The organism is Idiomarina sp. UBA3176 (assembly GCF_002364295.1).
Classification (GTDB): Bacteria; Pseudomonadota; Gammaproteobacteria; order Enterobacterales; family Alteromonadaceae; genus Idiomarina; species Idiomarina loihiensis.
The window spans coordinates 15,795-38,011 of sequence record NZ_DEXU01000007.1; the positions used below are offsets into that span (position 1 = coordinate 15,795).

Here is a 22,217-nt window from a genome sequence, read left to right on the forward strand (position 1 = left end):
AAAGTACTGACGAATTAAATGTCATGCGTGAGTCAGGCCGTCTTCTTGCAATGGTTTTTGACCATCACTGGCACTGTTAAACTTCGAAGAGACATAAATTTGGATTCCTTAACTAACCAACAATTGCAGGCGGGTATTGCAGAACTTGACCATGCGATTTATCTCCATGATCAGTGGTACAAAAATTTGCTGCGTGTATTGGTTTCTCGGGTATCACCCGAGCAATCAGATTTGATGCCAGATGCACATCTAAAATGCGCTTTCGGGAAATGGTATGAAGACCACTCTGAAAGTTTTTTTATTGAAAGTCAGCAGCTTAAATCACTTTTTGAAGCACATAAAAAAGTACATAGTGGTGCGCGACATTTATTTCAGCGGATTTCGAATGGTTTAGTTATTCCTGTTGATGACTGGGACAATTTCGAAAGTGGTCGAGAAAGAATGCGGCGAGAAATTTGGGCGGCACGACATGAGTTTGCTGAAACCCTTAAAAATAGAGACTCACTGACCGAAGCTCAAACCCGAACCGGCCTGCTTGCAGACCTTCGAAAACAGCACTCTCTTGTTCTTAGGGGAAAGCAAACGTATGCACTGGCTATGTTGGATTTTGATCATTTCAAGAGGATCAACGATTCATACGGCCATGCTGCTGGTGATACGGTGCTAGCCTCAACCGTACAATGCGTAAAGTCCCACCTTCGGCCATACGACAGAATTTATAGATATGGCGGTGAGGAGTTTATTATCTGCATGCCCAGCACAACCCTAGAGCAAGCCGGTGAGATGATGGAGCGACTGCGCTTGGCTATCTCAGAACAGCATTTTGAATTTGGTGATATTCAGGTGACGGCATCCTTTGGGGTCACAGTTCTGAGGGAATCTCAAACCGTTAAAGAGTCAATAAACTGTGCTGATAAAGCGATGTATGAAGCAAAGAGCGCCGGCCGAGATCGTGTGGTGCTCGATGTTTAACATCGCTGTCATGACTTAATCAGGCATTACTATAATTCATTGGCAAAGCGTTCTACAGCGTTGACCACCTGCTTAGCTCCTTCCCGAATCTCGACAATGACGGCTCCCGACTGGTTGGCTAATTCCAGGCCTTGTTCTGCCTCCTCTCGGGTACTGGACATTTGACGCATCACCTCATCAGAGAGAGTTTGGTTTTTCTCGACTACTCTTACAATCTCTTCTGTGGCTTTACTGGTGCGGGCAGCCAGATTCCGAACCTCGTCGGCAACCACGGCAAACCCGCGCCCTTGTTCACCGGCTCTGGCGGCCTCAATAGCGGCGTTTAGTGCCAGCAGGTTTGTCTGCTCTGCGATGCCACCGATGGTTTGTACTATGGCGTTTATCTGCAGGGACTGTTTACCCAGCGCTTCAATGCTTTCGCTCGTCCCTTGCATTTGTCTGGCTATCTGCTGCATGGTTTCGACCGTCTTCTGAACCACAGCGGAGCCTTTTTGAGCGCTTACATCAGTTTGTTGTGAAACGTCGTAGGCGACGCTTGCACCTTCTCTTACCTGAGCTTCCCGTTCCACTTGGTCGGTGACCACGCTGGCAAATTTCACAACCTTAGATAAGTTGTCCTCGGCGTCGTACACCGGGTTATAAGTTGCTTCAAGCCAGACTTCTTGACCTCGGCTGTCGACTCGCTTGAAGCGGTCCGCTACGTACTCACCGTTGTTTAGTTTTTTCCAGAAGGCGGCGTATTCGGGCGACTGAACCTCTTCTGGTGTACAGAATATACGGTGGTGTTTGCCTGCAATTTGTTCGAGCCGATAGCCCATGGCCTGCTGAAACTGTTCGTTTGCGGTAATTACGGTGCCATCAAGGTTGAACTGAATAACCGCAGTGGAGAGGATCAGTGCATCAATGAATGCTTCACTCTCTTTTTTGCCTTCAATTGTTTTGGTTACATCGCGGCCATATCCCTGCACATGGGATAGTTTGCCGTCCGGGTTCTGTATCGGAAGCCAACTGATACGAAGCCAGGCAAGGGAGTCATCAGCGCGCAAGTAGCGGTAGTCATCGCTTATTGGTGCGAGCTTTGCAACGGCCTGATTAAAGTCTCGAAAACAAGCTAGTTTCGGGACGTAAGCTGGTACAATCTCTGACATGGGTCGCCCTAACAGCTGTTCGCGCTGGTAGCCTAGAACATCGGCAAAGCTTTGGTTTACGGCAGATATGCAGAAGTCGGAGTTCAGTGTGATGGACAGCATGCCACGATCCATCTGGCTAGCCAGTTGGCGGAGCATTGCTAATTCTTTACGCTGATCTTCGAGTTCATTTTTGAGGCGGCGATTAAACATCTGGATATTCCAGTCAACAATAATCCATCTTTATCGGCAGGTCTAACCAGCTCTTGAGCTTACGGGCAAGAAAACGCATGAGTATGTAGCCTTTATTGTAAAAGATGTTGCTACTGCGCAGATGACTGCGTACTTTAAAATATTTGAAAATCGGCTACACGGTGTCGAGACCTTATTATGAAACGACTGACAATTTTGACAGCTCTGGCCTCTTTATTGCTCGCTGGTTGCGGGCATTACAACTATGCCGTAAAGCGGGATGGGTCACCTGTTCCCTATAAAAATAAGTATGCTGACAATGATGACAACCCGTACGAGTTTTACAGCACTCTTTATAAAGTAAACGCAGACAGTCGGTTTAGCGATTTGGTCGAGATTACGCATTTGAACGATGTGTACAATAGTCATCAAGGAACGCCAGAGTCGACCCGGAGAAAGTCATTTTTAAGCTTCAACTTGAGTGATGAGTCCGGCGTAGAGCTTATACCCGAGTCGGTGGTTCTGGAGCACTATTCTGAATCGGGTGAACGCATCATACCGTCAAAGGTTGAGTCCACTGTATCTAAATGCGCGGGTAAGGTGGGTTGCCGGGAGTCTGTTGTTATGCACTACGAAAAAGGTATGCCTGAAAAGCTCCTGGAAAAAGTCAGTTTTAAGCTCATCGTTAATGGAAAAGAAAAGACGGTGTCTTATACGCTTCCACTGGAGTACAAATATCAATATTCGTTTTGGGACGTTATGATGGGAGTTTAAATGGGTATGAATGACGTTATTATTTAAACCGCTTACCCGAATACACACCGAAATTGCCCATGCTGGCTTTCGTTGAGGAGTAACAGGTTGCCACCCTGCGATAGCATAAGAGAGCGAGCGAGAGGCAAGCCGATGCCGGTACCGTCTGATTTGGTAGTGAAGAAAGGCACGAAGATGCTGGCGGCGGCTTGTTCGCTGATACCTGAGCCGTTATCGATGATATCAAGACAGGCAATCTGATCGATGTGTTGTGCGACTAATCTGATTTGTCGGCGAGCCTGACCCAAGGTGGCTTCGCTGGCGTTCTTAATAAGGTTTATCAGTACTTGCTCGAACAGTCCCGGGTCTACCATTACCTCGAAGGTTGGAGAAATATCAATACTCACTTCGATGTTGGCGCAGTCCTCTTGCATTAACAGTAAAACCTCTTCCACTTGAGATCGTAAATAGGTTGCTTCTAGCCTCGTGTTAACCGGTGTGCTGAGGGCTTTAAACGATTGAATAAATTGTGTCAGATGCTGGCCACGTCGACTCACGGTGGCCAGTGCTTCTACCAAGTCTTCACTGCCTTTGACACCGTTGTTGAGCATGTCAGCACTGATGCCTTCTGCACTTTGAGTCAGTGACACCATGGGGGCAATGGAGTTTGCAATTTCGTGAGTAAGCACTTTAACCAGTTGCTGGTGGGCTTTCACCTCGTGCGCAACTAGCTGCTTTTCAATACTCTGCAGAGTGAGTAGGGTGCGTTGCTTACCTTGATTAAAGCTCTGAATAAGAGTGTAGATAAAGGTTTCTTTGTGGTTGGGATAGTGCCAGATGAGTTCACCGCGGCTGCTTGCTTTATGCTGCTGCAGAAGCTTGCGCAGATTGCCGATATTGTGCTGCTCTTGAGTTTGCTCTGCATCTTGGTGGGCTGCTTGCGTTGACACTGAGTTTTCAGTGGTCGATATGCCATTGCCGGAAAGTGTTTCTTGCCAGGCACGAATAAAGCTTAACCCGAGTAAACGCTCTGCTGCTGGATTAGATTGGTCTATGTAGCCTTCGTCAGTGACTTCAAGTACCGCAATATCCAGTTGTGCAATCAGAGCCTTGAGGTAATTGGCCTGAATTTCAGCAGCATTCCGACTGCGGGCCAGTTCTTCCTGTACTTCTGTTAGTAAAGGCTGAATGTTCGGTGCGCTGGCATGGCTCAGACTGGTATCCCGGTTAATTAATGATTTCAGCACCTGGACTATCTGGCTATGCTGTGTGGTAAATTGACGCCGAATCATCATTATTGATGTCAGTGCGATGATTACAAATAACATCATTACAGCCGGGCCTGGCAGAAACCACTGAGTAAACAGTTGGTTTGGCTCGGCTAATGAATCATTAAGCTGGTTGTGTAGCCAATTTGCTATGACTCCTGAGACAAACAAGCCAACGGAAATAATGAGCGTCATCAACCATATTATTATGGTCTTCATAAGCCGTATTTCTCCATCCGTCGGTACATAGCGCCACGAGTAAGGCCGAGTGCTTTAGCTGTGTGACTGATATTCCCCCGATAGAACTGTAGTGCTTGCTGAATGGTTTTACGCTCAACGTACTCAAGCAGGAATGGGTTGGCTTCGGCGTCGTCGGTAGCTAAAGGTAGGCTATCGTTGGTTTTTGTATTGCCCGCTAAGGGGGCGAACTCAAGATACTTTTCATCGGCGAGTACCACGGCGCGTTCAATGCTATGCGCTAGTTCACGTACATTGCCAGGCCACTGGTAGCTGCGCAGCCATTTGCGATCCGAATCTTTAATATTCAGCTCGCTGCGACCGTAGTGGGCGGTATAATGGTCGCAATACCAGTCGAGCAGTAAGTCAATATCGCTGCCGCGTTCACGCAGCGGTGGTAGCTGTATTTCCACCGTGTTGATGCGGTAGAACAGATCCTGACGAAACAAGCCATCGGCGACCTGTTGGTGCAGGTTTTCGTTGGTTGCGCTAATCAAACGGATATCAATAGGTGTTGGCGTGCTGGCACCCAATGCAGTAACGGAGCGATTTTGCAGCGCGGTGAGCAGTTTACCTTGCTGAACCAAAGGCAAATTACCCAGCTCATCGAGAAACAACGTGCTCTGACTGGCATGCACCAGACGTCCGGGACTGTCCTGCGTGGCACCGGTAAAAGCGCCTTTTTTATACCCAAACAACTCACTCTCAAACAAGTTATCGGGCAGGGTTCCCATATCGACACTGACAAAACGCTGTTTACTGCGCTGAGACAGGTAGTGGATTTGCTGCGCGACCACTTCTTTACCCGTTCCACTTTCTCCCAGAATCAGTACATTAGCGTCACTGCCTGCCACTTTTTCGATCATTTTCTTAACGGCACGCATCGGCTCGCTGTTCCCAATCAATGGAGTTTCATCGTTGGTAGGCGTGGAGGACGAAGATGAATTATCAACGGTTTGAGAATGGGCGCTTTTAAGCGCACTCTCTACCGACGTAATCAATTGCTGGTTATCCCAGGGTTTGGCAATAAAGTCTTTTGCGCCAAGGTGCATAGCTCTAACTGCCAGACTGACATCAGCGTAAGCCGTCATCATTATTACTGGCAACTGAGGGTGAGCTGCTAGGATCTGCTTTAAGTAGAAAATACCTTCTTCGCCACTGCTGGAATCTCGGGTGAAGTTCATGTCGAGCAGTACCAAATCAATTTCATTGACTTTAAGTACGCCCATCAATTCTGTCGGGTTCGCTAAAGTTAGCACGTCATCGACATGGTGTTTTAGACACAGCCGACACGCCGTAAGAATATCCCGATTGTCATCAACCACTAGTACGCGAGGCATACAGACCCTTATCTTTGACCCTTTTTATAAAGAGTTATCTAAGCGGAAATCAGCCAGCGGGTCAAAGAAAGATTTACAGGTATCCATGAATGGACACCTGGGTGTGTCATCAGTGGACACTTGAAATTCGATAAAATATTAACTTGTTGATTTTTATAAGGTATTTAATTGGCACGAAATTAGTATAACTCACGGCATGGTATAACCGCGAGATAGGCTATGGACAAACAGTTAAAGAAGAAACGATTCCCTCTTAAGATGCTTGGCATGACGGGTCTCATCCTGGTTTTGAGTGTTGCCGTCGCGTGGCAGCTCAACTCTTCAGAAAGCCGTTTACGCAGCACTCTCACGATGCAGGACATTAGTCTTGCTACTGCCAAGCCTCGTGTATTACGTGAAAGTATCAGCCTGCGTGCCAGTGCCGTACCACAGCAAACCGTGTTTTTAGATATCACCGATGGTGGACGAGTAGAAGAGCGGTTTGTGGAGCAGGGCAGTTACGTAAAGAAGGGGGAACCTTTGGTACAACTGAGCAATACTAATTTGCAGTTAGATCTGATTAGCCGGGAGGCTCAGGTCACTGAACAGATGAATTTTCTGCGTAACACCCAAATGACCATGGAAACCAACCGCCTCAACTTACAGCGCGATATTCTGGATTTGAAGTATCAAATTCAGACGCTAAAACGGCATATTGCTCAAAGCGAAGAATTACACGCTCAGTCGATGGTGTCAGTTGAAGATCTGACCAGCCTGCGAGAAAAACTGGATTATCAGCAAAGCCTGCTCGAACTGGCTCGTCAGCGCCAAACCACAGAAGAAAAGATTCGCGAACTGCAATTAAACCAGCTAGAAGACAGTGTCGAAATGCTGACTCGGAATCTGGAATTTGCCCGCCAGAATGTCAATAACTTACTGATTCGTGCGCCTATTAGTGGCTATTTGAGTGAATTTAACGTGGAAAAGGGTGAAGCTCGAGAAGCGGGCAGCCGTCTTGGTCAGATTGACTTGCCTGAACGTTACAAGCTTGTCGCCAGCATTGACGAGTTTTACCTCAACCGGGTGCAACTGGGGATGTCTGCCAGCGCAGAGGTTGGAGGAAAAACACTGGATTTACAGGTGGATCGTATCGACAGTCGGGTCACCAGTAGCCAGTTTCAAATCGAGTTTAACCTCACCGACGACATTCAGATGACCCGCGGCCAGTCTTTTAATTTGACGTTGCACCTGGAAAAAGACGAGCAGCAGCGCTTGGCTATTCCGCGCGGCCCGTTTTTACAGGAAGGTGGTGGGCACTTTGTTTACGTGTTTGATGAAGAATCGCTTAGCGCAGTGCGGACTCCAGTACGCCTGGGGCGTCAGACTCCGCAATGGGTCGAAGTTTTAGAGGGTGTGTCTGAGGGCACCAAAATCATTACATCAAGCTATCGTAACTTCCAACAAGCCGATAGTATTCAGTTACAACAATAAGGATAACCGCCATGAAAGATTCACTCATCAGCCTGAATAAAGTGTCTCGTGTATTTCGTACGGAACAGCTTGAAACCACGGCGTTGAATGCCATTAACCTGAATATCCAGGCCGGTGACTTTGTCGCCATTATGGGCCCTTCAGGTTGTGGTAAGTCGACTCTGCTGAGTATCTTAGGCATGCTGGATTCTCCAACCTCTGGTGCGTATCAGTTTAAAGGCACCGACATTGCTGCTTACAATGAGCGTAAACTGGCAGATTTGCGTAAATCTGCGCTTGGCTTTGTGTTCCAGAGCTTCAATCTGATTGACGAACTGAGCGTACGTGAGAACGTTGAGTTGCCACTGCAATATCTTGGTCAGGCCAGGCAACAGCGACGCGCCCGTGCTGAGGAAATTCTTAAGCGAATGAACATTGATCATCGTGCTGACCATAGGCCGATTCAGCTCTCCGGTGGTCAGCAACAGCGGGTGGCCGTAGCGCGGGCTTTGGTGATTAACCCTGCGGTTATTCTCGCCGATGAACCAACCGGGAACCTTGACTCGAAAAATAGCGACGATGTGATGCAGCTATTACGTCAGCTCAATAAAGAAGGCACCACCATTGTCATGGTGACTCACTCCGAGCATGAAGCCCGCTATGCCAGCCGCATTGTGCGTATGCTGGATGGACGTATTGTCTCTGAAAACGTGAGTGACAACGTGAACCACAGCAACAATGAAGCTGCTGGTGAGGTGAGCCATGCGTGAGAAAATTTCTATGTTCGCCAGTTATATAAAAACTGGCTTACGCGCGCTGTTGCGCCAAAAAGTTCACCTTGCACTGAATTTAATTGGGCTATCGGTAGGCTTAGCCGTTGCTGTATTGATATTGCTTTATGTGCAGTTTGAGCGCGGTTATGACCAGATGCACCCACAGGCTGAACAAACCTACCGGGTTGAACAATTCTTTGTGCCGTTAGAGCAGCGCTTTCCTATTAGCAGCCCGGCCATCATTGATGAGTTTCAGGCGTTTGACTCGCGCATTGAAGGCACCCGAATTTTTAAAGATTCGGTGAATGTACGTCCGCAAAACGCACGCTTGCCATTAGAACTTGAGTCCTTAGCCATAGAGCCTAACTTTATCGACTATTTTACCTTTGAAACTATCGCTGGTGATCTTGATAGGGTGCTCAGCGACCCTGGTTATATCGCTTTGTCGCTTGAGCAGTCTCGCCGTTTATTTGGGCGTAGCGACAGTGTTGGCGAGATACTGACCAGTGAGAATCGAGTGTTCACGGTAGCCGCTATTATTGAGTTTCCAGAGCAAAGTCACTTCCATGTGGACTCTTTACGTTTAGTCTCTGAGGAGAGTCTGGGCGAACCTTTGAGCCTGAACAACGCTTATGTGTATGTGCGGATTCCGGCTGATGTTCATCTTGAACGGCTACTGGGAAGTGTCTCACAGGCGCTGAATGATAAGGCCTATAACGGTCAGACGATGTCGCATATTCGCTTACGCGCCCTCACCGACATTCACCTGCATTCGCAACTGGCGCATGAATTTAAAACCAACGGTTCGCAGGCGACCTTGCTAACGGCGTCAGTGCTGGCGGGTTTATTACTCTTGGTAGCGAGTATTAATTTTATCAACATGAGTATTGCTCGCTCGGGGAGCCGCGCTAAAGAGGTTGGTGTAAGAAAAACGTTAGGGGCTAGCCGCTGGCAGTTATTTAGTCAGTTTATGGTTGAGTCGCTGATGGTGACCTTCATTGCAGGTTTTATTGCCGCAGTAATAGTAGAGCTCAGTGTTGGTGCCTTTAGTGGGTTGGTAAACCGACCCATTAATCTTGAGTATTTGGGGAGTTTCGGTGCGCTGTTGTTGCTTTGCAGTACCATGATTGGTTTGTTAGCGGGTATTTATCCGGCGCTGTTTATCTCGGCGTTTAATGCCAAACGGGTATTGAGTGGCGATTTGCAGCGTGGTACTACCGCGGTGTGGGTGCGCAAAGGGTTGTTGGTGGCGCAGGGGGCTATTACCGTTGCTCTGCTAATTGGTAGCGCGATACTTCAGCAGCAGCTTGATATTTTGCTCAATCAGGACACGGGTTATCAAACCGAAGCACGACTGATGGTGCATGGTATTAATAATGAGCAACTGTTGTGGTCAGATAATCAAAGCTTGATGACAGATATTGCCGCTGTGCCCGGCGTGCTTGCTGCCAGCGCCATAGATATTGACCTTACGGATACCTACTCACAGATAGCAACATTGCGAATTCCGGGGCAGACTGAAGCTGATCGTCTGCCGCCGGTTGCGAGTTTTGGTGCGGGCTATAACATTGTTAAAGCCACCGGTTTAAACTTACGTGCCGGACGAGATTTTGATCCGAACCGGCAGGCCGACTGGTTTAGCATGGGCGAAGTGCGAGGTACCGCGTCGGCAATTATCACGACGTCACTGGCGCGTCAGGCTGGCTACAATAACCTGAATGAAGTGATTGGTGAGCACTGGATGGTTGACGACATGATGCCGACAGAGCTTCACATTGTCGGCGTTGTTGATGACTTTCAGGTTGGTACTGCGCTGCGGCGCATGGAACCCGCGGTTATTATTGCCGGGCGTTCACCGATGGCATTTGGCAATATGATCATTCACTTGGAGCCCGCCACGGCGCTGAGTACACGCGCGGAAATAGAAGCCATGTTGCAGCAACGACTCAACCGCATGGACATACGTACCTCCTGGCTCGGTGCTGATTTCACTGCCATGTACCACAACCAGCAGCGGCAGCGCACCATCATTATGCTATTTGCAGGCTTAGCGATACTACTCACCTGTGTTGGACTGTTTGGTCTTGCAGCATTTAGCGCAGAGCAACGCAGCAAAGAAGTTGCGATGAGAAAAGTACTTGGTGCTAAGCGTATGCAAATCGTTAATACGTTAGCTAAAGAGTATATGGTGCTTATGGGCATTAGCGTTCTAGTTGCGTTGCCTGGTACCTACTTTTTAGTTGAGTGGTGGCTCTCTGGGTTTAATGTGCGTGCAAGTCAAAGCGCATTTTTATATATAGGTGCTGCGGCGCTTACTTTTGCTATTTGCTGGCTTACCGTAGCAGGCATTAGTATGCGGGTTGCAAGCCGTAAGCCCGGATTGGTCTTGCGACAGTTTTAATGGTGGTTATTAAGCCGCAGAAATGCGGCTCTTTAGCAGTTTCAATTTAAAAAAATTGTTAATTTTCATTTTTTAACTAAATCTATTAACTGAGCATAAAACCTGAATTAGGGAAATAACCATGCAAGCGCGCACAAGAGTATTGATGGCTTTATTTTTTCTTATGGCTGCTGTTGCCTGTTACATTTTTGGAATGAACGCTGGTGGCTTCGCATTTATTTTAGTCGGACTGGTTTTTGAAGTATTGTTCTGGGTTGGTGTTTTTACACGAAAAGAGAACTTAAGTTCCGCTATACAACTGTAAGATCAAGCTTTTGAACCTTATCTAAACTTAAGTTTTTTCCGGCATGCCATAAGTCGTATGCATCCTGCATCGCTAACCAACTCTCCGGGCTTCTGCCCAAAGCTTTGGATAAACGCAACGCCATTTCAGGGCTTATACCACTTTGGCATTTCAAAACTCTGTTTAAAGTGGATGGAGAAACATTTAACTTTGTAGCTAAATACCGGCAACTCAAGCCAAAAGGCTGCATATAAGTTGCTAGAATAAATTCGCCTGGGTGGGCTGGGTTAAACATAATAGACATCAGTGATAATCCTCGTAATTAAGTAGATATACATGACCATCACGAAACTCGAAGGTTAAACGCCAGTTGCCACTAACCGCTATCGACCAAATATTTTTTCGACTACCTTTTAACGGGTGCAGTTTGTATCCCGGAATGTCGAGATCTGAAACTTTCATAGCTGTATTTAATGCAACTAACTGCATGCGTAACCTTGCTGCATGGTTCGCTTGAATTCCACGAGTACTTCCAATTTCGAAGTAAAGCCTCAGTCCTTTGTGCTTGAAAGTTTTGATCATGAGCTCTTAGTGTAGCGTGTTGCGCAACGTTGTCAATTCGTGGTTTCTTTGTATTTTTCGCATACGCACCGTGTCTAAAAGCTTATTCACCCTCTACAACCTCCCTAATTCGTAAAAAGCTGGCAAAGCGTGGCACGCCATTACTGGTGTAGCCGTGATACTTGTAGGTAATGATACTGCCGACAGGCGGAGGGTTATCGCGTTCGGCGTCGGTGAAGCCGGTGCCAATAGAAAATTCAATGCCTTGCTGATTGCGCACGCGCAGCGCGCCGAGCATGTCGGTGTATTTACCTTTGCCGGGTAAATGCGCGATGACCTCGGCCTCATCGTCGAAATAGGGTTTTAATTTTAATAAAGCATCGCTTCTGCCCGACTGATGAAGCGCCGTTGCTAAGTGCAGCATTAGGCCTTCTGCGCCATGCTCAACCATAGCTTTCAGGTGTTCGCTTAACTCATGATTGGAATGAAACCGTTGCTGCTTAACCGGCCTAATATGCTCAGCGTTTATTTGCTCAATTAAGCTTGAATAATTTTTGTATCGCTCCTCGAAAGGCAGTTGCGCGTCAGGCATATCAAACACCATATATTTCACTTGCCGCCAACGGTTATTCTTTGGTGTTTGGGTTCGCACAATAGAACTTAATTCCTCAAAATTCTGGCGTTTTGTCCACAGCTCACCGTCAAGCCAAACGGCGGGTAGTGGTGCAGTAAACCATTCCGGAGCTGATATCAGATTGCCTTGTCGGGTCAGTAGTTGCGATCCTGTCCAAATGGCCCGGATACCATCGTATTTTTCACTTACTAAGTAGTTGCTAATGGGGATGGTATTGTCCTGTTCATACACTTTTGCGAGCTGGGTTTGCGTTGAGTTCTGCCATGCGGCTGCAGGCAAGGTACAAAAGGCAGCGATAAAAAATACCACTAAATAAACAAGATGAATTCTAGAGAGTTTTGGCATCCTTGCCTCTTATTTTGGAGCGAGTTGCAGCGCGTCTGCGCCAAGTGTCATAAAGAGACTAGCACTGCTTACTAAGGCTGGCTGCATGGCAATGTCGCATTATGAGCTAAGCAAAATGGTTATTGTTTTTACAATGCAGTCGAAGCCAGAAAGACCAGAAGTGCTGCTATGCAGGGGAACAGCAGAAACCACTGCGGCCGCAGTAATATGCCAAGAGCTGTGCTGACATAAAAAAGAAGCCATAAAGCCCATTGGCTTTCTGAGAAAATGCCGGACAACGCAATAAGTAACACGCCTGCCAGCGCTTTAACAAACGCATAAATAATGCTTTTAATCAGCTGAACTGACTGCTTCTCCGGCAAGCAGGCTAAATACAATTGATAGTGTTTTCTAAGTGCCTGTGTTCCAAACAAACTACTTGCCAACAACAGGGCGCTGACAAAACTAACTAAATTAAGAAAGTAAGGCTGCACTTCGAGTGTCATTTGAGAGGCGCTAAGGCGAGTGATTGCTATAAGCAGCAGCAAAGTCACCAGTCTTAACTTCTCTCCGTTGGGGGATGCAATGTCGGCTTGTAAAAGCAGCCGAAACAGTCCTTTCGGCCATTTACCGAGTGCTATTGAGAAAGTCGGTATAAACCGCTCAACCAGAATTGCGGCGCTCCACAGTAGCAGCCATTCGGGTTTGGTTAATTCCCAGGGCAATGCAAAAGCAAGAAATGGAAAAAGCAGCAAGCTGAACCAGGGAAGTCTGTTGTTAACGGAAACAAAACCGTAATAAGCAGCGAAGACCACGACACCCGTTAAAGGAATTAGCTCAAACCAAAGCTGCTCGTCGCCGGACAACAGCCTTCCATTTTGCTGAAACGCCACAATAAGCAGTAAAGCCAGCGGCCCCAGAATAAAAAAGTTTGCTCCGTACAGTATTAACCCCAAGTTACTGAAGGATTTGACGAGCGGCCTGGTCGGCAATGATTTTATATAAATCTGGTAGTGGGTGGCGCAAATACCGTCCCGCTGAAAACTCATCCAGCTATACAGCAACAACAAATAGCCCCATAGGGTGTTCAGATAAACCGATGCGCTGGTTTCCGGGCTGGCCATAATGCCTATCGACAAAAGCGGCAGCATAATAAGCACCGGCAGGGCGAGAGGAAATAGAGCCACCAGTCCCATGCTAATTTGTCTCAGGCTGTCCAACCACTGCTTCAGAGACTCATGGTAAATTCTGATTCGAAATAACCAGTAACTCACACCGCACCATCAATGATATTTTCCAGAGCGATGTGCTGCACGTCGGTATTTTCCGCAAATACAACCTCATGGCTGGCGACAATAATCTGACCCGGATAATTGCTCAAAACTTTTTCCAGTACCGCGCGGGTTTGGTCATCAAGTCCATTACCGGGTTCATCCAGTAGTAGTAACTCCGGCTGGTGCATCAAGGCGGTAATTAAACTCAGCTTTTTATAATTACCCAGCGAGAGGTTGGACACTTTAGTTGCCAGGTATGGCTCCAGCCCAAACTCGCTAGTCCAGTTGTTAGCAGGGCAGTTAAATTGCAGCGCGTGAAATTTAAGTAACTCCTTCACCGTCATAAATGCCGGTAGGGCAACTTTGCTGGCGCTTATGCCTATGTTGTTTTTACTGCTTGCCAGAAGAACATTTTGCTTCTGATAGGTAATTTCCCCTTCTCGCGGGGAGATAAGCCCTGCCGCTAATAAAAGCAGAGTGGTTTTGCCAATGCCATTGGGGCCGGTAATGCAAACGCGGGGCGCATCAACAGTTAAGGATAAATGACGGAAAATACACCGATGCCCGTTAAACTGGCTGACCTTGTCGAAAACTAACAACTGCTGAGGTTCCTTAGCTGATGAATGGTTTATGTTTTTGTTATAGAGACTTAACTTTATACCATTGATGACCAGCGGGGAAAATAAGCCTTAGGCATTTGCAAACCGATTTTCGCATTACATTATGAGTCAAATACGCAAAAACAGCGTATAAGAAGGTGTAATTCGCAAAACGGTGGTTCTAATGTCAGAGCAAAGTTCGAAACTTGTTATCTTCTTCGACGGTGGATGTCCGTTATGCGTGAAAGAAATGCGCCACTTAAGAAAACTGGATGAACAACGAAACATCCAGTTTGAGAATATTAACGAGCCGGATTTTAATCAGCGCTATCCTGCAGTAGACGTTGCTAAGGCTAACCAGTATTTACACGGGCAGACCCGTTCAGGTGAAATGATCTATGGTCTGGATGTAACCTACGCAGCCTGGTCGCAGGTGGGTAAGGGCTGGATGATTGCGCCTTTACGCTGGCCTGTCATTCGTTGGTTTGCCGATAAAGCCTACTTGTTTTTCGCGCGTTACCGTAACCGCATTTCTAAATTGCTAACAGGGAAAGAGCGCTGCTCGCAGTGCTCTATTGACTGATATATTCTAACCAAAGAGATGATAACAAGAGTACTTTCGACATGAAGAAACAATATCTGGTGTTATTGCTGGCGCCAATGATAAGCGTGGCAGCCGATGATCCTCCGAAAGTTAGTGCGCAAGAGTTTGTGAATTTACAGCAGGGAGAAACCGCCCATGAAGGCTTTCGGCGTGCTCACGCAAAAGGTATTTGCCTCAGTGGTGAGTTTCGTTCAAACGGGCAGTTAGCCGGCTATTCAAAAGCGGCACTATTTGAAACGGGCTCTATGCCGTTTATCGGCCGATTTTCGGTAGCCGGTAATAACCCAACAGCGCCTGACTTAAAAGCACCGGTGCGAAGTTTAGCTCTGAGCTTTGCCATGAGTTCGACCGAGCAATGGCGTATTGCAATGAATACACCGCCCGTTATGGCGGTTAAAGATCCGCATACTTTTTATCAGCAAATTCAGGCGATTCAGGCAGGCCCCAAAGCAATACAAACGTTTTTTGCCGAACACCCGGAGAGCAGTGACTTTTTAAGCTGGAAAGCGCAATATCAACCCGGCGGAAGCTTTGCTGCCGAGACTTATAACAGTATTAACGCGTTTTATCTGGTGAATTCAAACGGTGAAAAGCAAGCCGTGCGCTGGACTATGCAGCCGACGGTTTCAGTTTCTGCTGACAACTTAGAGGGTGTGGATGCTCTGCACCAGGAAATTACCAACCGGGTAGCGAAAGAAAATATCATTTTCGACTGGGTTTTTACTTTGGCAAATGAGAAAGATGATGAGAACAATCCAGCAAAAGCATGGCCGGACAGCCGTGAGAAGATTACAGCGGGACAAATTGTTATTACCGGGGTAACGCCGCAGTTACAGGGTGAATGCCACGGTATAAATTACGATCCTCTGGTGTTACCAGCCGGTATTGAGGCAACCCGAGATCCCATACTACGGGCTCGTTCCGCGGCTTATGCTGAGTCTTATAGGCGCAGAGCAAAAGAAGCGTTAATGGGCGAGCGGGAGGACCAGGGTAATGAATAACACACAACAGTTTTCCTTGTCGATGCGCTTGTTCCACTGGGCTATGGCGGCTTTGGTTATTTCGATGCTGGCGGCTGGTCTATTGATGGTTCGTTCTTTAGAACCTTGGCAGTTAAGCATTTTAACCGTGCACAAAGCCTTTGGTGTTGTGGCGGCCGCACTGGTTATTGCACGTTTAATGAATCGTTTGTTCCATCAAATTCCGGCATTACCCGGAGACTTATCAAGCTTGCAGACATTTGTCGCCAAGGCTTCTCACTGGCTGCTTTATTTGCTGTTGTTCGCCATGCCAATTTCAGGGTACTTAATGCAGTACTTTGCCGGGCGGCCAATTGACGTATTTGGCTGGTTCCGCTTACCGTCGGCACTTACTGTCAATATTGAGAACTATGCCATATTCCGGGAACTGCACGGCTGGCTGGCAATAGCTCTTATGGCACTGGTTGCTTTGCATGTTGCAGCTGCCTTGCATCATCACTTTATTCGCAAGGACACGGTTCTGAAAAGTATGCTTTAGTAGGTTATTGCCTAACGCTGTTTATATTGTGTTGGGCAGTAGCCGCGCGACACTTCCGCGGGGCGCAGTTTACGATGTTTAGTATTGCGCCCCGATACACGTTCCCGCCACAAGCGGAAGCTGCCCGGCTTAAGTTGCGAACGCATAAACTTAATAACCTGCTTTTCCTGCAGGCCAAATTGTTCTTCAATAGCTTCAAATGGCGTGCGGTCTTCCCACGCCATTTCAATAACGCGTGATACTTCAGATTCAGTCAGGTTCATAAACAGGCTACTTAATGTCTTTTACTGAATTACGTTAGCCTTTGTGGATCAGATCTTTACGGCTACACCGACTCTATTCTACAAACCGTAAAGATGCCCCGCGTATCTTTATTTTAAGATGTGCTGTACTACACTTGATAATGAAGAAGTTGAGAAAACGCACTGACATTTTAACGATTAAGGAGGCTTTATGACTGGGCCAATGAATCCGAAAATTAAAAAAGACGAGCAAGATCTTAGCGAAGAAGAAAAGCGGAAGCTGCAATCACAGCAGGACAAAGAAAACCAGAGCCGTGAAGACCACCGTCGGCCAAATTCAACTCATGACACTCACTCGCAGAAAGATAAGCAGATAGCCCCAGAGCAACGTGGCCGGGACTCTCAGTAATTAACGACTGACTGAGAAAGGAGGCAACCATGCCAGACGTTTGGCGCGACAAAGACGAGCGTATGTATCAGCATATTAAGCAGTCTCAGCTGGATGACGGAAAAAGTGAAGATGAAGCAGAGGAAATTGCCAGTCGCACTGTGAATAAGCAGCGACGCGAAGAGGGGCTTACCGATAACACCACTACTCAGGGGACAGGTAACCCCAATACCTGGCTGGAAGAGCGCACCAAAGATGAGTTATACAATAGGGCGCAACAGCTTGATATTGATAACCGCAGCCAAATGAGTAAAGAAGAATTGATTGAGGCTATAAGAGAAAAGCAGTAGAGCTTTTAAGCTGACGTCTGACTGCTTTGGTGGTTTAATGAAAGCATTGTGACCGAATGAAGAAATGCCGACTATGCTAGAGTGCTTGGTGAAGACACAAAGCTCAAGGATGAGGGATAAAGCGTGAACGACAAGCAAATTCAAATATTTGAGAGCCAGGATGGGCAAGCACAACTGGAAGTGGCTTTGGAACAGGATACAGTTTGGCTGAACCAAGCTCAGATGTCATTACTATTCGATACCTCGACCGATAACATCGGTTTGCACCTGAAGAATATTTACAGGGAAGATGAACTGGAAGCAATGGCAACTACCGAGGATTTCTCGGTAGTTCGGCAAGAAGGTAAACGACAAGTCCGCCGTCGTGTAAAACATTACAACCTTGATGCCATTATTTCTGTGGGCTACCGCGTGAGCTCCAAACGCGCGACACAGTTCCGCCAATGGGCAACCCGAATATTAAAAGAGCACCTGGTTGAAGGCTACACTTTAAACCAACGTCGGCTGCAAGAGCGGGGCGTTGAGTTTGAACAGGCTCTGAATCTACTCAGTCGTACACTGAGCAACCAAGGCTTGGTATCTGAAGCTGGTGAAGCCGTTGCTCAGGTTATAAGTGAGTACGCTCGTTCCTGGTCACTGCTGCAAGGTTATGACGAGCAAGTTTTAGCGGAAATAGGCACCAGACAAAATGGTATGCAGGCTCTGGATCCAGATAATGCAGCCGATGCCATTCAACAGCTTAGAAAAACACTTATAGCTAAAGGCGAAGCCACTGAATTATTCGGACAGGTTCGTGGCAATGGACTTTCCTCGGCATTAGCGACGATAGAACAAGGTTTTGCAGATGAGTTGTTTTACCCCAACATAGCAAGCCGAGCTGCCCATCTGTTGTACTTTGTTATCAAGAATCATCCCTTAGCCGACGGTAATAAACGCTCGGGTTCTTTCCTATTTTTGTGGTATCTGCGATTAAATCAGCATTTATTAGCTAAGCCTGTTGAGCGGTTGATTAACGACAACACTCTCGTGGCTCTGGCACTACTGGTAGCTGAGAGCTTACCAAATCAAAAAGAGCTGATGATTCGTTTGATCGAACACTTTATTCTGCTGAAGGAGCCAGCCGATAACTAAGGGTTAAAGCTGACGGATGTCTGCTTTGATGGTTTAATATAGCCCCTTATTTGCAAGGAAAAGTAGTCAAATTGTCATGGCCGACACGCAGTACATAACCAAAAATCGTCTTTCGCAAGAAGTGAATAAAGCCCGCGTATGGGTCGCTATTATTGGCGCGCCTATTGCGGGTTTTTTAATGTACAAATTACCAAATTTCTGGTGGATTGTCGGACTAATTTACCTCTTCAGCATTATTGGAGCAGCATCCACTAAGCGTTCGGGCGCCAGAGGCGAATTAAAAACACTGCAGCTTTTAGAGAAACTCCCCGATAACTATGTTTTGTTTAACCAGATTGATGTACCCAATTCGCGAGCAAAACGCGGCTTCACGGAGCTGGATTTAATTGTTGTGGGCCCTAACGGCGTGTTTGTAGTCGAAGTGAAGAACAACAACTCTAAAGTAACGGGAGATGAGCAATCTTCTAATTGGGTAGCCCATAAAGTAGGTCGTAAAGGTGGCCGATATACAGCGAAAGTTCGCAATCCAATAAAACAGTTAAAAAAACAAATTCATGTTTTGGCTGAGCATTTGAAGAAAAACCGCGCATCTATATGGATAGACGGCGTTGTGTTTTTCTCACACCGCAGCGCACGGGTTAAGCTGTCTTCACCTCCCAGCGTTCCCGTTCTTGAACGTAAAGGATTGGTCGAGTATATTTTGAATTATCAGCCCAAACGGGCACCGTCAAATGTTGAGAAAGTCGTTCAACAATTAATAGAACTTAAACAAATGACGAGCTGAAAGATGTATAAAGAACAAACCGTTAGGGCGAGGCTGGCCCGGAAAACCAAAGGCATTCCTGCTTGGCTCTGGTTATTAACCATTTACCTTAGTTACTTTATGGTCTTGCACTTTATCGGCCAGGGATTTGCAGTTTTGTTCGTAGCCGTAATCGTTGCCTCTGCGTCGCTCATTAGCCCCAGAGATCGAGAGCAGAACAAAGTTAAAAATATCATGACTTTGTTGGATGTTAATGGTGAAAAGTTACGTGTTGGGTTGGAACAAGTCCCCAATAAAAAGCTGAAACGCGTAGCGGTGGGCGAATACGACGAGGAATACGCTATTTTACAGTTCCCTTTTAATTATCAAGTCTCGAGTGACCATCTATTCCCCATTCAGCAGCTCGGTTCAGTCCGCGAATTTTTCAAAACGCATTATCCGCAAGTTGAATTGCTCACCTAATTCTTCACACCTTCGCCATCATTTGTTAACAAAAGCGTAACAAAGTTCTTTTAATGTGGCCTGGTGTGTGGTACTTATGAGTTGTGGTTTTTTTGTTAACAAACAGATTAACTGCAGCGCTAAATACCATAATTAAAAAAGTTGTATCAAAAAAGCAGAGGGTCATAACATGGATCATTCAGAAGAACTGCAAAAGGTTAATGACAAGTCTGGTAAGGGTCGCGCGGCAAAACGTAAATGGCGTGAAATAGAACAACTAAAAGAGAAGTACCGGTTGCGGGAAGAACTCTCTGATATGGATTACTCGCTTGAACTCGATTTAGAAGAAATCGAACTATAAAAAAGAACGCCGTCTGGGTTAGCTCAGACGGCGTTTTGCTTTTGGGCTTACTGCTCTTGTTTTTAGAAAGAGCTTAGCGAATTTGTGCCAGCATTTGTTTTAATGCTTTTGGCGCACCGGCTGCTATATTGCCCGACTGAATGTAGTTGTGGCCACCCTGAAAGTCACTGACTATGCCACCGGCTTCGCGAACCAATAATTCGCCAGCCAACATATCCCAGGGCTTAAGACCCATTTCCCAGAATGCATCGTGGCGTGCTGCCGCAACATAAGCTAAATCTAGTGCTGCTGCGCCTGCGCGACGAACGTCGGCACAGTGCTCAAACAACTTGCTGAACATTTCCAGGTATTCCGGTAAACGGTTTTTCATTTTGAACGGGAAACCCGTTGCTAAAATAGCGCCTTTTAATTCCACTTTAGGTGAAATACGTAAACGACGACCATTTAGCTGCGCACCGGCGCCGCGGGTAGCGGTAAATAATTCTTCGCGCATAGGATCATAAACAACGGCCTGTTGAACAGAGCCTTTGTGAAGCAACGCTATAGAGATACAAAAATGGGGGATACCGCGCATGTAATTGGTCGTGCCGTCTAGCGGATCAATAACCCACTGGAAGTCGTTTTCTTTTCCAGCCTGAGTACCGCTTTCTTCTGCGATGATGCCGTGATCAGGGTAAGACTTTTTGATGGTGTTGATAATAGCCTGCTCTGCGGCTTTATCCATATCAGTAACCCAGTCGTTCAAACCTTTTGATTCGGCTTCAACAGGACTGCCCTGGTCGAAATTTTTAACTAAAATTTTGCCGGCCGCACGCGCTGCGCGCACCGCAATATTTAACATCGGATGCATACCAATTACCTGTGCTGTAAAAGAACAATTTTCGGTCGCGGATCATACCAGTGTTACGGTATCATGCCAAACTTTTCCATAAGCCGAGAAAAACTCAAGGGAAACGCCATGCTTGATAACATTCGTATTGTTCTGGTGAATACGTCTCATACCGGAAACATAGGCTCTGTCGCCCGTGCCATGAAGACTATGGGGTTGTCTAAACTAACCTTAGTTGACCCTGTGCAGGAGCCTGACAGTCACGCATCGGCGTTGGCCGCTGGCGCAACCGATATTCTGGCGTCGGCGACTATTGTGGATACTTTGCAGGAGGCGATTGCCGACTGTGGTCTGGTTATTGCCACCAGTGCCCGGAATCGAACTTTAGACTGGCCGCTGCTAGGCCCGCGAGAGTGTGCGGCAAAAGTATTGGAGGAGACCAGCCAGCATCAGGTTGCTCTGGTATTTGGCCGTGAAAACAGTGGATTAACCAACGAAGAGCTACAGCAAAGTCAGTTTCACTTACACATACCAACTAACCCCGATTACAGTTCACTGAATCTGGCTATGGCGGTGCAGACTGTGAGTTATGAATTACGCATGCAGTGGCTTGAATCGAAACAACGCGCTCCGGAAAATTTACCGGAGTACCCGCGCGCTGAAGATTTAGAACGGTTTTATGAGCATCTTGAAAAGACTCTGGGTCAGACTGGGTTCATTGTTCCTCAGCACCCCGGACAAGTCATGACGAAATTGCGTCGTTTATTTAACCGAGCCCGCCCGGAAGAAAATGAAATTAATATTTTACGTGGCATCTTAGCCTCTGTGGACAAATCAACGGGTAATACTTGACTAAAATAGTCGGGAATGTAGAATCTCAATACATTAACGATGAATTAAACAGCAGAGGAAACCACCATGCGCCTGACGTCAAAAGGTCGATACGCAGTAACAGCTATGCTGGACGTTGCGCTTTTTACGGCAAATGGTCCCGTGCCGTTAGCGGATATTTCTGAGCGTCAGGGAATATCTCTGTCGTATTTAGAGCAGTTGTTTTCGCGCTTACGTAAGCATGGGTTGGTGGACAGTGTGCGAGGTCCCGGTGGTGGTTATCGTCTGGGCTGTGCCGCAAACGATATTTCTGTTGGTGCCGTTATTCACGCGGTAGACGAGTCAATTGATGCAACACGTTGTCAGGGTAAAGCTAACTGTCAGGGCGGCGAACGTTGTTTGACCCACTCTTTGTGGGAAGGGTTAAGCGACAGAATATCCGACTTTCTGGACGGTATTACGCTGGCCGAGTTGATGAAGAAAGAGGACGTCGGTGACGTTCTGAATAGGCAGAATGCGTTGCATAACCACAGTGAAGAAGAGATTAAGTTAAACTCTCACCTATAATATTG

The 22,217-nt window shown here is 47.0% G+C and carries 27 protein-coding genes; 17 read left to right on the forward strand and 10 right to left on the reverse strand.

The genetic code is table 11. The features are described 5' to 3' along the window. Positions 1-45: 45 nt before the first annotated feature. The gene (locus B2U97_RS03185) at positions 46-972 is read left to right on the forward strand and encodes a diguanylate cyclase (RefSeq protein WP_231378589.1); all 927 of its coding nucleotides are present in this window, start codon (positions 46-48) and stop codon (positions 970-972) included. 29 nt (positions 973-1,001) lie between these two features. On the opposite strand, the gene B2U97_RS03190 is transcribed toward B2U97_RS03185, so the two are convergent. Next, positions 1,002-2,318 carry a methyl-accepting chemotaxis protein gene (locus B2U97_RS03190; protein WP_414653836.1) on the reverse strand — a complete coding sequence of 439 codons (1,317 nt, stop codon included), beginning with the start codon at positions 2,316-2,318 and terminating at the stop codon, positions 1,002-1,004. A gap of 171 nt (positions 2,319-2,489) precedes the next feature. On the opposite strand from B2U97_RS03190, the gene B2U97_RS03195 reads away from it, so the two are divergent. Continuing rightward, on the forward strand, positions 2,490-3,065 hold the full coding sequence (locus B2U97_RS03195; RefSeq protein WP_011235291.1) for a hypothetical protein: 576 nt from the start codon (positions 2,490-2,492) through the stop codon (positions 3,063-3,065). Between the two features lie 32 nt (positions 3,066-3,097). Here B2U97_RS03195 and B2U97_RS03200 read toward each other — a convergent pair whose 3' ends face one another. Then, positions 3,098-4,531 carry a sensor histidine kinase gene (locus B2U97_RS03200; protein WP_286830231.1) on the reverse strand — a complete coding sequence of 478 codons (1,434 nt, stop codon included), beginning with the start codon at positions 4,529-4,531 and terminating at the stop codon, positions 3,098-3,100. Next, positions 4,528-5,889 (reverse strand): sigma-54-dependent transcriptional regulator, encoded by a 1,362-nt coding sequence (locus B2U97_RS03205; protein WP_286830233.1) that lies wholly within the window; start codon positions 5,887-5,889, stop codon positions 4,528-4,530. The genes B2U97_RS03200 and B2U97_RS03205 overlap by 4 nt, the downstream gene beginning before the upstream one ends. Before the next feature lie 219 nt (positions 5,890-6,108). Between B2U97_RS03205 and B2U97_RS03210 the strand changes: the two genes are divergently transcribed. The 4 genes from B2U97_RS03210 to B2U97_RS03225 all read left to right on the forward strand — a co-directional run bounded on the left by B2U97_RS03210 (position 6,109) and on the right by B2U97_RS03225 (position 10,816). Continuing rightward, on the forward strand, positions 6,109-7,359 hold the full coding sequence (locus B2U97_RS03210) for an efflux RND transporter periplasmic adaptor subunit (RefSeq protein ID WP_286830235.1): 1,251 nt from the start codon (positions 6,109-6,111) through the stop codon (positions 7,357-7,359). 11 nt (positions 7,360-7,370) lie between these two features. Then, positions 7,371-8,108, forward strand: coding sequence for an ABC transporter ATP-binding protein (locus B2U97_RS03215; protein ID WP_286823045.1), 738 nt, complete (start codon positions 7,371-7,373; stop codon positions 8,106-8,108). Continuing rightward, entirely contained in the window at positions 8,101-10,512 is a 2,412-nt protein-coding gene (locus tag B2U97_RS03220; RefSeq protein ID WP_286823044.1) for an ABC transporter permease, read from the forward strand. Before B2U97_RS03215 ends, B2U97_RS03220 begins: the two co-directional genes overlap by 8 nt. Positions 10,513-10,633: 121 nt before the next feature. Continuing rightward, a complete protein-coding gene (locus B2U97_RS03225) occupies positions 10,634-10,816 on the forward strand; it encodes a hypothetical protein (protein ID WP_286823043.1) in 183 nt (60 codons plus the stop codon). On the opposite strand, the gene B2U97_RS03230 is transcribed toward B2U97_RS03225, so the two are convergent. The 5 genes from B2U97_RS03230 to B2U97_RS03250 all read right to left on the reverse strand — a co-directional run bounded on the left by B2U97_RS03230 (position 10,803) and on the right by B2U97_RS03250 (position 14,187). After that, the gene (locus B2U97_RS03230) at positions 10,803-11,099 is read right to left on the reverse strand and encodes a HigA family addiction module antitoxin (protein ID WP_110013915.1); all 297 of its coding nucleotides are present in this window, start codon (positions 11,097-11,099) and stop codon (positions 10,803-10,805) included. The genes B2U97_RS03225 and B2U97_RS03230 overlap by 14 nt on opposite strands. Next, complete coding sequence (locus B2U97_RS03235; protein ID WP_011235283.1) at positions 11,099-11,377, reverse strand: type II toxin-antitoxin system RelE/ParE family toxin; 279 nt, start codon at positions 11,375-11,377, stop codon at positions 11,099-11,101. Before B2U97_RS03235 ends, B2U97_RS03230 begins: the two co-directional genes overlap by 1 nt. A gap of 82 nt (positions 11,378-11,459) precedes the next feature. Beyond that, a complete protein-coding gene (locus B2U97_RS03240) occupies positions 11,460-12,335 on the reverse strand; it encodes a DNA ligase (protein ID WP_286823042.1) in 876 nt (291 codons plus the stop codon). Positions 12,336-12,463: 128 nt separating this feature from the next. After that, complete coding sequence (locus B2U97_RS03245) at positions 12,464-13,588, reverse strand: DUF6136 family protein (protein ID WP_286823041.1); 1,125 nt, start codon at positions 13,586-13,588, stop codon at positions 12,464-12,466. Further along, complete coding sequence (locus B2U97_RS03250) at positions 13,585-14,187, reverse strand: ABC transporter ATP-binding protein (protein ID WP_286823040.1); 603 nt, start codon at positions 14,185-14,187, stop codon at positions 13,585-13,587. Before B2U97_RS03250 ends, B2U97_RS03245 begins: the two co-directional genes overlap by 4 nt. Positions 14,188-14,371: 184 nt before the next feature. Here B2U97_RS03250 and B2U97_RS03255 point away from each other — a divergent pair, with 184 nt between their 5' ends. The 3 genes from B2U97_RS03255 to B2U97_RS03265 are packed head-to-tail and all read left to right on the forward strand — an operon-like array spanning position 14,372 to position 16,309. After that, on the forward strand, positions 14,372-14,770 hold the full coding sequence (locus B2U97_RS03255; protein WP_286823039.1) for a thiol-disulfide oxidoreductase DCC family protein: 399 nt from the start codon (positions 14,372-14,374) through the stop codon (positions 14,768-14,770). A 41-nt stretch (positions 14,771-14,811) separates the two neighbouring features. Further along, positions 14,812-15,792, forward strand: a complete 981-nt coding sequence (locus B2U97_RS03260) for a catalase family peroxidase (protein ID WP_286823038.1) — start codon at positions 14,812-14,814, stop codon at positions 15,790-15,792. Continuing rightward, entirely contained in the window at positions 15,785-16,309 is a 525-nt protein-coding gene (locus B2U97_RS03265) for a cytochrome b (protein WP_011235279.1), read from the forward strand. Before B2U97_RS03260 ends, B2U97_RS03265 begins: the two co-directional genes overlap by 8 nt. 11 nt (positions 16,310-16,320) lie before the next feature. Here B2U97_RS03265 and B2U97_RS03270 read toward each other — a convergent pair whose 3' ends face one another. Then, on the reverse strand, positions 16,321-16,572 hold the full coding sequence (locus B2U97_RS03270) for a TIGR03643 family protein (RefSeq protein WP_011235278.1): 252 nt from the start codon (positions 16,570-16,572) through the stop codon (positions 16,321-16,323). Between the two features lie 190 nt (positions 16,573-16,762). Between B2U97_RS03270 and B2U97_RS03275 the strand changes: the two genes are divergently transcribed. From B2U97_RS03275 to B2U97_RS03300, 6 genes are all read left to right on the forward strand, one after another. Continuing rightward, positions 16,763-16,960 carry a hypothetical protein gene (locus B2U97_RS03275; protein ID WP_011235277.1) on the forward strand — a complete coding sequence of 66 codons (198 nt, stop codon included), beginning with the start codon at positions 16,763-16,765 and terminating at the stop codon, positions 16,958-16,960. A 29-nt stretch (positions 16,961-16,989) separates the two neighbouring features. Further along, positions 16,990-17,289, forward strand: coding sequence for a Rho termination factor N-terminal domain-containing protein (locus B2U97_RS03280; RefSeq protein WP_272990880.1), 300 nt, complete (start codon positions 16,990-16,992; stop codon positions 17,287-17,289). 123 nt (positions 17,290-17,412) lie between these two features. Then, entirely contained in the window at positions 17,413-18,420 is a 1,008-nt protein-coding gene (rhuM, locus tag B2U97_RS03285) for a virulence protein RhuM/Fic/DOC family protein (protein WP_114982211.1), read from the forward strand. 76 nt (positions 18,421-18,496) lie between these two features. Further along, positions 18,497-19,204 (forward strand): nuclease-related domain-containing protein, encoded by a 708-nt coding sequence (locus B2U97_RS03290; RefSeq protein ID WP_272990878.1) that lies wholly within the window; start codon positions 18,497-18,499, stop codon positions 19,202-19,204. A 3-nt stretch (positions 19,205-19,207) separates the two neighbouring features. Then, positions 19,208-19,645, forward strand: a complete 438-nt coding sequence (locus B2U97_RS03295) for a hypothetical protein (RefSeq protein WP_011235273.1) — start codon at positions 19,208-19,210, stop codon at positions 19,643-19,645. Positions 19,646-19,814: 169 nt separating this feature from the next. Then, on the forward strand, positions 19,815-19,985 hold the full coding sequence (locus B2U97_RS03300) for a DUF3545 family protein (protein WP_011235272.1): 171 nt from the start codon (positions 19,815-19,817) through the stop codon (positions 19,983-19,985). Between the two features lie 73 nt (positions 19,986-20,058). Here the strand turns inward: B2U97_RS03300 and suhB are convergent, their stop codons facing one another. Continuing rightward, positions 20,059-20,835 carry an inositol-1-monophosphatase gene (suhB, locus tag B2U97_RS03305; protein ID WP_011235271.1) on the reverse strand — a complete coding sequence of 259 codons (777 nt, stop codon included), beginning with the start codon at positions 20,833-20,835 and terminating at the stop codon, positions 20,059-20,061. A 108-nt stretch (positions 20,836-20,943) separates the two neighbouring features. Between suhB and trmJ the strand changes: the two genes are divergently transcribed. Together trmJ and iscR are read left to right on the forward strand one after the other, a co-directional pair. Next, positions 20,944-21,666 (forward strand): tRNA (cytosine(32)/uridine(32)-2'-O)-methyltransferase TrmJ, encoded by a 723-nt coding sequence (trmJ, locus tag B2U97_RS03310; protein ID WP_011235270.1) that lies wholly within the window; start codon positions 20,944-20,946, stop codon positions 21,664-21,666. A gap of 66 nt (positions 21,667-21,732) precedes the next feature. Next, a complete protein-coding gene (gene iscR / locus B2U97_RS03315) occupies positions 21,733-22,212 on the forward strand; it encodes a Fe-S cluster assembly transcriptional regulator IscR (protein ID WP_011235269.1) in 480 nt (159 codons plus the stop codon). The last annotated feature ends 5 nt before the right edge of the window (positions 22,213-22,217 follow it).